Annotated in this window: 9 protein-coding genes and 1 pseudogene; 9 read left to right on the forward strand and 1 reads right to left on the reverse strand. The window is 40.2% G+C overall.

Annotated features, from left to right (window positions below; genetic code table 11):
* Window positions 1-310 precede the first annotated feature (310 nt).
* The 4 genes from BUB73_RS16715 (at window position 311) to BUB73_RS14040 (ending at window position 5,984) form a co-directional block, all read left to right on the forward strand.
* Window positions 311-1,252 carry a restriction endonuclease subunit M gene (locus BUB73_RS16715; protein WP_083539797.1) on the forward strand — a complete coding sequence of 314 codons (942 nt, stop codon included), beginning with the start codon at window positions 311-313 and terminating at the stop codon, window positions 1,250-1,252.
* On the forward strand, window positions 1,242-2,270 hold the full coding sequence (locus BUB73_RS16720) for an Eco57I restriction-modification methylase domain-containing protein (RefSeq protein WP_083539798.1): 1,029 nt from the start codon (window positions 1,242-1,244) through the stop codon (window positions 2,268-2,270). The genes BUB73_RS16715 and BUB73_RS16720 overlap by 11 nt, the downstream gene beginning before the upstream one ends.
* 7 nt (window positions 2,271-2,277) lie before the next feature.
* Window positions 2,278-5,640, forward strand: a complete 3,363-nt coding sequence (locus tag BUB73_RS14035) for a DEAD/DEAH box helicase family protein (RefSeq protein ID WP_073286800.1) — start codon at window positions 2,278-2,280, stop codon at window positions 5,638-5,640.
* Window positions 5,641-5,786: 146 nt separating this feature from the next.
* The gene (locus BUB73_RS14040; RefSeq protein WP_212668374.1) at window positions 5,787-5,984 is read left to right on the forward strand and encodes a hypothetical protein; all 198 of its coding nucleotides are present in this window, start codon (window positions 5,787-5,789) and stop codon (window positions 5,982-5,984) included.
* Between the two features lie 21 nt (window positions 5,985-6,005).
* On the opposite strand, the gene BUB73_RS14045 is transcribed toward BUB73_RS14040, so the two are convergent.
* The gene (locus tag BUB73_RS14045) at window positions 6,006-6,722 is read right to left on the reverse strand and encodes a T9SS type A sorting domain-containing protein (protein ID WP_073286781.1); all 717 of its coding nucleotides are present in this window, start codon (window positions 6,720-6,722) and stop codon (window positions 6,006-6,008) included.
* Between the two features lie 11 nt (window positions 6,723-6,733).
* Between BUB73_RS14045 and BUB73_RS14050 the strand changes: the two are divergent.
* The 5 genes and pseudogenes from BUB73_RS14050 to BUB73_RS14070 all read left to right on the forward strand — a co-directional run.
* Window positions 6,734-7,132: pseudogene (locus BUB73_RS14050) on the forward strand (N-6 DNA methylase); the annotation flags it as partial.
* Window positions 7,133-7,258: 126 nt separating this feature from the next.
* Window positions 7,259-8,170: an Abi family protein gene (locus tag BUB73_RS14055; RefSeq protein WP_170932342.1), complete on the forward strand. Its 912-nt coding sequence runs from the start codon at window positions 7,259-7,261 to the stop codon at window positions 8,168-8,170.
* Window positions 8,171-8,442: 272 nt separating this feature from the next.
* Window positions 8,443-8,667 (forward strand): hypothetical protein, encoded by a 225-nt coding sequence (locus tag BUB73_RS14060; RefSeq protein ID WP_139259231.1) that lies wholly within the window; start codon window positions 8,443-8,445, stop codon window positions 8,665-8,667.
* 61 nt (window positions 8,668-8,728) lie between these two features.
* Window positions 8,729-9,964: a restriction endonuclease subunit S gene (locus tag BUB73_RS14065; protein WP_073286803.1), complete on the forward strand. Its 1,236-nt coding sequence runs from the start codon at window positions 8,729-8,731 to the stop codon at window positions 9,962-9,964.
* Between the two features lie 50 nt (window positions 9,965-10,014).
* Window positions 10,015-10,728 carry a hypothetical protein gene (locus BUB73_RS14070; protein ID WP_073286791.1) on the forward strand — a complete coding sequence of 238 codons (714 nt, stop codon included), beginning with the start codon at window positions 10,015-10,017 and terminating at the stop codon, window positions 10,726-10,728.
* Window positions 10,729-10,877 lie beyond the last annotated feature (149 nt).

The raw sequence follows: 10,877 nt of genomic DNA on the forward strand, positions 1-10,877 counted from the left end.
CCTATATTCCTCTATACATAGCTCCTTCTGCGACCAAGGGCCCTTGAGCCTGCGGTGCGTGGGTTGAGCGCCCGTTTTATTGAGTTATTTGCTCTAGTCTCCTTTCTGAAATCGCCAAATTTCCATTGTAACGAGAATAGAGTGAACTGCTCACGTCCCAATTGGGGCGTGGGTCGTTTGCTGTTATTGGTTACAAAGGCTTTGGCGAGCCCCAGAAAGCAGTAATAGCTTCAGCGACTCCACGCCTTTTTTTGTTAGCTGAATTCTTTGACTTCTTCAAATCTCCGTAAACGGGGTGATGCGGAGTCAAATGAAGAAGCTTATTGATATAAATAACTATCCCGTTTCTGTCGTGCTAAAGTCCCTTGTCAAAGATAAGACAACGGGAAGAAATATCGTATTCGCTTCAACAATCACTACAAAGAGTGGAATTGTATATGGCAAGGCTGAACAAATTACCGAAGCCATGTTGCGGAATTTAGGACCAAATCTGATTCAGCCCAGAGTTGCAAAGTCACAAGAAGCACAGGCGGAACGAACTCGCGGAAAAGCGGAAGTGTTCACTCCGTCCTGGATTTGCAACAAGATGAACAACCATTGTGATGCAGAGTGGTTTGGTCGTGAGAATGTGTTCAATGTAGAAGATGACCAATCTTGGAAGCCTACAACGACAAAAGTGAAATTTGCAAATGAAGGCGATTGGCAAAAATATGTGGATTCAAAGCGCATTGAAATTACTTGCGGCGAAGCACCTTACATAGTTTCCAGATACGACTCCACAACTGCGGAGATTATTCCCATTAAAAAGCGTATAGGAATTCTCGATCGCAAATTGCGAGTCGTCAACGAAAATACGGACAATGAAGAAGATTGGCTCAAATGGACTTATAGGGCATTCCAAAGCGTTTATGGATACGAATATCAAGGCGACAACTTGCTTATAGCACGCATTAACCTACTGGTGACCTTTGTGGACTATATGAAAAATCGATGGAATCGCGAACCGACGGATGCTGAGCTTAGAAAAGTAGCCAATATCATCGTCTGGAATTTTTGGCAGATGGATGGCATCACAGGAACAGTACCGTATGGGAACCATACAAAAGAAAATGAACAGACCGGCATGTTTGATTTTGCTGTCGGAGAAAACGCAAAAAAATCCGAAGAAATAGAATGCCGAATTTTTGATTGGACAAGGCAGAAATCTTTGACCTATAGAAGCATAAAGGGAGGTCGTAAAAATGAAGTTTGATTTTGCAATTGGAAATCCTCCGTATCAGGAAAGCGGCGTTGGTGCAAATCCAAATGATCCTTCTGTATATCATCATTTTTACGAGTCCGCATTCTCTGTTGCGGAAAAGGTAGAGCTGATAACGCCCGCTCGGTTTCTATTTAATGCGGGGGATACTCCTGTAGAATGGAATAAAAAGATGCTTGAAGATGAACATCTAAAAGTTAAGATGTATGAACCTAAATCGAGTAACGTATTTTCTGGCACGAGCATTACGGGAGGGGTGACTATTGTTTACAGGGATGAAAAAGAAATATATGGTTCAATAAATTTTTTCTCTCCTTTTGATGATGTAAATACTATTGTTCAAAAGGTTGAAAAGAAGTCAAAACAGAGTTTTGCCGATATCATCTACAATAGGGGTTTGTATCGTTACTCTGATTTAGCTTATGATAAAATCCCTAATTTGACAAAGCTTACGGCGGATCCTAGAATTGCTCCAAAGTCATTTGAAAACTTACCAGATTACTTTACTGAAACAAAACCCAATGATAATTTGCAATATGTCAAAATTTATGGACGAGACAAAGTTGTTCGTTGGTTTCGTAAAGACTATGTGAAAAAGGTAGAAAATCTTGACAAATATAAAGTGTTTATTTCAAAAGCAGATGGAGCTGCGGGACAATTAGGAAACCCCATCCCCGCAAGAATATGCGGAAAACCTTTTGTGGTCTCGCCAGAAGTTGCGTCCACAGAAACCTATATTGCTATTGGATCTTTTGAGAGTGAAGCCGAGGCAAAGGCTGTAGAAAAGTATATTAAAACGAAATTTTTACGTACTATGTTGGGAGCCTTAAAGGTTACTCAAAATTATGCAAAACCAACATGGGAAAAAATCCCTCTCCAAGATTTCTCTTCTAATTCCGATATTGACTGGTCAAAATCTATTGCAGACATCGATCAGCAACTTTACGACAAGTACGAATTATCTCCTGAAGAAAGAACCTTTATTGAAACCCATGTAAAGGAGATGGAATAATATGGCTATGCAAAATCCGAACATTAAGACAACAAAACCTGTTGTTCCGATGATTTACGCCTATACCACTCCGGGTATTTCCTATCATGATGGCTATATCAAGATTGGCTATACAGAACAAACAGTTGAAGAGCGTGTCTATCAGCAAACACATACTGCAGGAGTCAAAGCCCAGGTGGAGTGGCAAGGTAACGCCATTTTTGACGATGGTTCTGGAGTGATTTTTAATGACAAACTGTTCCACGCCTACTTGCGCAAAAAAGATGTCAAACAACCCATGGACTTGGGGAATGAATACTTTAGCAAAGATGATCGAAACGAATGGTTTTTCATTTCACCCAATGATTCCCGCTCAATGTTCTACGAATTTCGTTCAAGTCGAGGTATCGTAGATTTAACGGAAGATATTGTTCCCTACAATCTTCGTGCAGAGCAGGAGTCTGCTGTTTCTATGGCCTTGGCTTACAGGAATGCTCATAACAAGGCGGAATTCCTTTGGAATGCGAAGCCGCGATTCGGCAAGACTCTCGCTGTATATGATTTGATGAAGCGTATGGGCGCGATGAATGTCCTTATCGTAACGAATAGACCTGCAATTGCAAATAGCTGGTATGCAGATTATGCAAAGTTTATTGGACGCCAATCCGGTTATTTCTTTGTAAGTGATGTGGACGGAATCAAGAATAAAAACCTGGTGATTCCTTACAAGGAATACGCTCTTGATAAAAAATCCCGTGTACTTAAGAATAAAAAGGCGATGGGGCTTATTTATTTTGCCTCTTTGCAAGATTTGAAAGGCTCAATCTACTTCGGTGGTAAATTCAACAAACTAGAAGAACTCAAGAAGACTTCCTGGGACTTACTTGTAATAGATGAAGCTCACGAAGGCGTTGACACATACAAAACTGATGTGGCATTTGATCAAATAAAACGTGATTTTACACTTCATCTTTCTGGTACTCCCTTTAAAGCTCTAGCAAATAACAAGTTTGCCGATGATGCAATCTTCAACTATACTTATGCTGATGAGCAGAAAAGTAAACATGGCTGGGATGATGCTTCTGAAACGGAAAATCCCTATGCAACGCTTCCGACCTTAAATCTTTACACTTACCAAATGTCCGAAATTGTTCGTGATGAACTTTCTCAGGGAATAGAGATAAATGGTGAAACGGAAGAATACGCCTTTGATCTTAATGAATTTTTCAAGGTTGAAAATGGAAAATTCGTTCATAATTCGTCGGTTGATAAGTTTTTAGACGCTCTTACCAAGCAAACCAAATTTCCGTTTTCTACAGAAGAATTGCGCAATGAACTTAAGCATACTTTCTGGCTTTTGGATAGAGTGGAAAGCGCAAAACTCATGGCTAAAAAACTTCATGAACATCCTGTATTCAAGGATTATGAAATTGTCCTTGCAGCTGGTGATGGACGTGTTGACGATGCCGAAGAAAATAAGAAATCTTTCGATAAGGTCAAGAAGGCGATTGCTGAACATGAAAAGACTATCACTTTGTCTGTTGGTCAGTTGACTACTGGCATTACCATTCCTGAGTGGACAGCAGTGCTAATGCTTAGTAATGTGAAATCTCCGTCTCTTTACATGCAGGCCGCGTTTAGAGCTCAAAATCCTTGTCTTTTCCATGTAGGCTCCGAATACAAGCGTAAAGAAAATGCCTATGTATTTGACTTCGATCCTGCACGAACTCTGATTATTTTCGAAGAATTTGCAAACGATCTTTCTCCGAACACTTCTTCGGGAAAGGGCGATATTGAATCAAGAAAGAATAATGTTCGGGAACTGCTGAATTTCTTCCCGGTTATTGGAGAAGATGAAAATGGAGAACTGATTGAACTGGATGCAGAAAAAGTTCTTACCATTCCTCGTAAGATTAAGTCTGTTGAAGTTGTTCGTCGTGGATTCATGAGCAATTTCTTGTTCCAAAACATCGGCAATATTTTTTCCGCACCAAAGGAAGTTGTTGATTTAATCAATCAGTTTGAAGCGGTTGAAGAACCAAAGTCAAAAACACCCGTTGTATTGTCTAATGAGGTCAAGAAGGATTTGTCCTTAGATGAAAATGGTGAAGTCAACTTGACTGATGATTATGTTATTGGAGTAGCCTCTGATATTTTTGGACCCAAACTTTACGATGTTAAAGAGCGAGTTGATGAGGCGATTACAGAAGTTAAGGAATCTGAAAAAACTGATTCGTTAAATGATAAACTGAAGGAATTGGTTAAAAATACTGTTGTGCAAAATGTGGTTCAAACGGCCAAGGGAAGCTATGGCGATACGGATATGCCGAAATCAGTCGCTCGACAGGTGGAAAATACTCTTAATTCAAAAGTAGATACCATTATTGACAAAACTGTTGGACAATTTAAAATAGAATCAAATGTTATTGAGCAAGAACGCGTTGTTGCTATGCAACAGCGTAACGTGACGGGAAAAACAACGGCTGAAATTGAAACTGAATTCAAGAAAAAGCAGGAAGATGCTTTTGCCAAGTTCAAAAACGAAATGGATTCAGCAATCAATGAATTTACTCAGGATTCCATTAAAGAAACAGTCAAGACCGTGGAAACCAAAATCAAGGAGCGCGAACGAGACTCTATTCAAGATGGTGTTAGAGACCATTTAAGAGGATTCTCCCGTACGATTCCTTCGTTCCTTATGGCCTATGGTGATGAAACTGTCACTTTGGCGACTTTTGATCAAAATATTCCTGATAATGTCTTTACTGAGGTTACTAGCATTACTTTGGACCAGTTCCGCTTCTTGAGAGATGGGGGAGCGTATATAGACTCTAAAACTGGAGAAAAAAAAGAATTTAAGGGACAGCTCTTTGACTCCGTGGTCTTTAATGATTCTGTGAAGGAATTTCTTGCTTTAAAGAAAAAACTTGCAGACTACTTTGACGAAAAGAGTGTTGAAGATATTTTCGATTATATTCCGCCTCAGAAGACCAATCAAATTTTCACACCCAAAGATGTTGTTAAAAGAATGGTTGATATGCTGGAGGAGGAAAATCCAGGTTGCTTTGACGATCAGAACAAAACTTTTGTCGATCTCTACATGAAATCTGGACTTTACATTACTGAAATTGTCAAAAGGCTGTACCAGAGTCAGAAAATGAAGATGCTGTTCCCAGATGACAAGGAACGTCTAAGGCATATATTTGAAAAGCAAGTCTATGGTTTAGCTCCCACAGAAATCATCTATAAAATCGCAACTAGCTTCATTTTGGGTTTTGCAGATAATACAGATGATTTGAAGCATAATTTCAGACAGCTTGATGCGTTACCTTTTGCAAAGGAAGGAACCTTGCAAAAAAAATTGGATGAAGTGTTTTCTAGAGTGAACTAATGGTTTAACTGCACAAGTCTTTGAAAAACTGAAAATCAAGAAACCATTGGCGGGTTAAACCACGTGGTGGCTAAGCTTCCTTTTATTGACAAGGAACTGGTGGAAGGAATTTTTTGCAAAGAAAAAAATTGCGCGTTCCGCCTTGAATGAGTAACGCAGTTTCTGCCAATAATGGTGAAAAGAATGAAACCGTTTGGTTGACTCAAGCTCAAATGGCAGACTTGTTCGTGACTGATAGAACATCCATATTGCGTCATATTCGAAATATTTACCAAACCGAGGAACTTGACGAGCCTTCAACCTGTGCAAAAATTGCACAAGTTCGCATCGAAGGAACACAATAAACTTATTTTCGCTGTACTCTTCTATCTCACCTGCACTTGCATGCTTCTATTGACCCGGGAGCCATTACTGGAAAGGCCACGGATATTCAACAGGTAGGAGCCTCTGCTATAGTCATTCAGGTTCACAATGGCGGAGCCGTTTACGGAAACGATGGACTTGGAAGTCATTAGGTGTTTGCCGCTCAAATCCGTCACGCTGATAGAAACATTGCGGGGCAATCCGTAAAGATGGACGATGTTGTTCTGGACGGCGACATGGAATGCTTTTTGTTTCAATGCGGCAACGGATGTGACATCGCCATCCTCATCGGGTTCTTCTCCTACCACGGTAATGATTCCACTCTTGACATAGGCTTCTCCTACGCCACCAATAGAAGTGACTAAGAATGCGTACTCACCAGGCTCGTCATTTACTGTGCCGCTAATCGAAACTTTCTTGTTTATGTTGTCTGTGTCAACAAGTAATCCTTCGGGAAGTCCAGTCACTTCAACGGTTTTCGCATTTTCCCAGGTGTAGCAAAAGTCGACAATGGCGGCACCTTTTTCTACAGTTTGCTTGGAACTTCCTGCGCCACACTTAGCAATGGTGGCTACGCCGGGTTCCGGATCCTGTGCGGATACTGCAGCCAATTTCTGGGTAACGCCGATCTTGCGGGAATAGGTATCGCCGGCATTGTCCTTCAGGGTAAAGGTAATGTAGCCAACGCCAGCAAAAGTGTCGGACAGTTTCACTGTCATCTTGGAGCCGCTTACTGTTCTTTGACAAGACCGGCGCAAAGTCTGACAACGACAAGATTACCCTTGTAGATGCAAGTAAGCTTGGCCAGGAATACAAGGATGCCAACGGCCTTAAGAAAGTCCGCCTGGAAGATGACGAAATCGAAAAGATTGTTAATACCTTCCGCAACGCCGAGGCCGTCGAAGACTTTAGCGTGGTAGTCAGTTACAGCGAAGTCAAGGAAAAGGGCTACAGCCTAAGCGCAGGCCAGTATTTCGACATCAAGATTGACTACGTGGATATTTCCGAAGAGGAATTCAACGCCCAGATGGCAGCCGACGCCACCGAACTCCAGAAAATGTTCGAAGAAAGCCACAAGCTGGAAGAGGAAATCAACAAGCAACTGGTCAGCCTGAAATTCGGGGGGTAGTAAAATGGAAACGAGGGAGGCCTTGACATTTGGTTTGTGTAATTGTATATTATGTGCAAGAAAACCTTGCACGCCTCTTCACAATGCGCACCCAGCGAGGTTCTTTTTTTATTTAGGGGGAATTTGATGTCTCTTAGAATCTATAGTAAACCTCCCCAGACTTTGGATCAGCAGGCCCAATTACTGATTAGCCGAGGGCTTAAAGATGTTTCTAAGGATGAACTCGTAGAAGTCCTTTCAAGGATTAGCTATTACCGTTTACGAGGATATACTTATCCGTATCAGGATAACACCTCGTCTAATTCGGAATTTCTTCCCACGGCAAGTTGGTCCAGCATTAAGAATGATTACCTGTTTGACTCCGCTCTTCGAAATCTCATCGTAGAAGCGCTCGGCTTTATTGAAATCGCTGTGCGCTGTCAGATGGAATACCAACTCTCCATTGCTCATGGTCCACGTTGGTACGAAGATGTATCGCTGTGTCATAATCAGAAAATTTTTAATGATAACCTGGTAGAACTCCGAAAACATTGGAGCCGTTCTCGTGAGGTTTTCAAAACGCATTACGAAAGCGAGTATGACTCCTCAATTGCTCCTCCGGCGTGGATGATCTTTGAAACGACAACATTTGGTACACTTTCCAAGACATTCTCTAACCTGAAATCTAATCTCAATGCCAAAACAGAAGTTGCGAAGTATTTCGGTTTCAATAAGGCCTCAACGAAAGTTCTAGTAAGCTGGTTCCAGCATTTAAACCTGGTTAGGAACATTTGCGCCCATTACTCTAGGCTTTTTACAAGAAGCTTTATCGTGCGCCCCATGATTCCCACAAACAAGCCTGCCAAATGGGTGGATTCGATTCCAAGTCAGGATAGAATCTATTTCTCCATTTGCATTATTACAACATTGCTGGATGTGTGTGCCCCGAATTATGATTTTAGAGGAAAGCTAAAGCAAGTGATGAAGATGGTCCGCCCGGAACAACTGCCGTCGCTTGGATTCCCTGAAAATTGGGAAGAACAAGATTTATTTGCGTAAAAGAAAATCGGAGCCCTGCTTAGAGTCAATTTTTATAAGGCCAAGAAAGTTGATAGTTTAAGTGATAGAATAAACGATAGTATAAATGATAGTTTAAAAGGCGATAAAACGGCGATAAAATGGCGATAAATTTTGAAAACGGCGATAAAGCGACAAAATGGTGCGAGGCAGAGTCATTCTGAGCGAAGCGAAGAATCTAGGATATGAAAATGGAAATTGCAAGTTAAGTAGTAGGTCTTATTTCTCTTATTTTAGCTATTTATTCTATTAGGGTGTCCAAGCTCAATGCCAAAAAGCAACAAGAGTTTGAAGAACAGATGGAACAAAAGCGAAAGCAAGAGAAAATTCTTGAAGAACGCCAAGAACAACTGGATTGGAAAGAGGCTGAACGAAGGGCTCGTAATAATCCATTTCCGTTTACTGAGGGAAGTTTCGAAAAACGAGTAGAAAACGCCTATAAAGAAGTTCGTTCGGAAAGAATTTTGGGAAGAAAGTGATTTGCTCCCTGTCATTCTGAACGGAACGAAGTGTAGTGAAGAATCTAGAAGTGGTAATGTAATGAAAGCAATTGATTATTGTCAAAAAGTTTTTGATGGAACTCATGACTCACCCAAACCGGTGGAGAACGGACGACTTCTTATAACTTCAAAGCATATCGCGAATCGCTGTTTAGAAACTTCTTCAGCCTATCTCATTTCTGAAGAAGATTTTGAGAATGTGAATAAACGCAGTCAGGTGCATCAATGGGATGTTCTTTTTTCCATGATTGGAACTGTTGGCAATGTTTATATTGAAACATCCAATTACATTGATTATGCAATCAAAAATATGGGTGTCTTTTCATGTCGAAACAAAGAAAAAGCTTACTGGCTTTATTACTATCTACAGTCCCCATTAGTTCTTTCTAAGATTGACGCTTTAATGGCTGGAGCTGTGCAGAAATTTGTTCCGTTGGGATTTTTACGTGATTTAGATATTCCGGAGTATACTGAAAAATCAAAACATATTGTTAGTGTCCTTTCTGCACTTGACGACAAAATCGCCCTGAACAAAAAGATGAACCAGAAACTCGAAGCCATGGCAAAACGCCTATACGACTACTGGTTCGTACAATTCGACTTCCCCGACGGAAACGGCCGCCCCTACAAAACCTCCGGCGGCCCCATGGTCTACAACCCCATCCTCAAACGCGAAATCCCCACCGGCTGGGAAGTGAAAAACTTAGGCGAAATTGTGGATGTGTTAAAAGATGGAACGCATAATCCACCTCAACGAGTTGAACAAGGTATTCCCCTTTTAACCGGAACAATGTTCGGAAATAATTTTCTTGATTATTCAAAAGCGACGTATATTAGTGAACAAAATTATCAATCCATTCATGCTCGTTATCAACCTAAAGAAAATGACGTGATAATTACCAAAATCGGAACTTTAGGTAATGTTAACCTATTGAGAGATTGTGATATTCCAATTGCAATTCACTGCAATAGTGCTCTTTTGCGTTTTCAGAAGAATTTTGGATCATTTTTCCCATTTATGTTTTGCAAATCAGACTTGTTTCAATTAAGATTGAAATCTGTAAAGGGCCAGTCAATTCAAGAATTTGCAAGCTTGGATAAGATATCTTCCGTACTTTGCGAAGTTCCTTCTCAAAATGTGTTGAAGCAATTCAATGATATTATTGAACCTCTGCTCAAACTATTGATAGACCTTTCAAAGGAAATCTCCCGCCTCACCTCCCTCCGCGACAAACTCCTCCCGCTCCTAATGAACGGCCAAGTAGTGGTAGAATAAAATGGATAATGCTAATTCTCGAAAATGTCTATTTAATAAGGTGCTGAAAAATGAAAATTTATGATTTTTTTGTTTTCTTCTTTTTTGTTTTGATTCCTGTGATTTTGATGTATTCAATACCGGTCCTCATTTTCATCAAATCTTCTCATTTTGACAGAAATGATTCAAAGGGAAATTTTCTGATAATTTTGGGCTCTACCATAAGTATTCTGTTTATCTTTTTTTCGATATGGGCACCACAATATTTTACGAGCAACGTTTCTCAAAAATACGGAGCTTTCGTAAATGAAGCTGCTTTTGCAACAATGATAAATGGATTGATGAGTCCATTTATCGCAATATCAGCAGCGATAGCAACATTTTTGGCTTTTTTTGTTCAGTATCAAGCAAATAAGAAAATGCTTGTGAATAATGAAATTCAGCAAGAAGAACGTCAGTTTTACGAAATGCTGCACATCCATAGGGATAATGTTGAAAAGTTGGAGTGGGTTGTTTGCGAAAATCCAATTGCATATAAGTGGTATGTGAACAAAAATGTATTTCCTCTCATAAGTGATGAAGACGATGAGTGCTTGTTCACTAAGGTATTTGACAATCGTACGAAAAATGGACAAAAAGCTATTCGTCTATTCTTTAGCGAGTTTTTACTTATTTTGAAGATGGTAAGTGATTTTTATGGTAAGAGAAATAATATAACAGAAAAAAGGCTCTTCATCAACATGTGTGGGTGGCTTCGCCACCCTTTTTTGTTGACATTCGCCTAAATTAAACAAAAAATGGGCTATTTTCTAAAATTTAATCGCCAAAAAAAACAGAAGAAAAAGCCCATGTCAAAATTATACAAATCCATCTTCAATGTCAACGGCTGTACTGTCGTCAAGCAGGAACAAACCGATACCACGGTCACCATCAC

The sequence above is a fragment of the Fibrobacter sp. UWH6 genome (assembly GCF_900142465.1).
Classification (GTDB): domain Bacteria; phylum Fibrobacterota; class Fibrobacteria; order Fibrobacterales; family Fibrobacteraceae; genus Fibrobacter.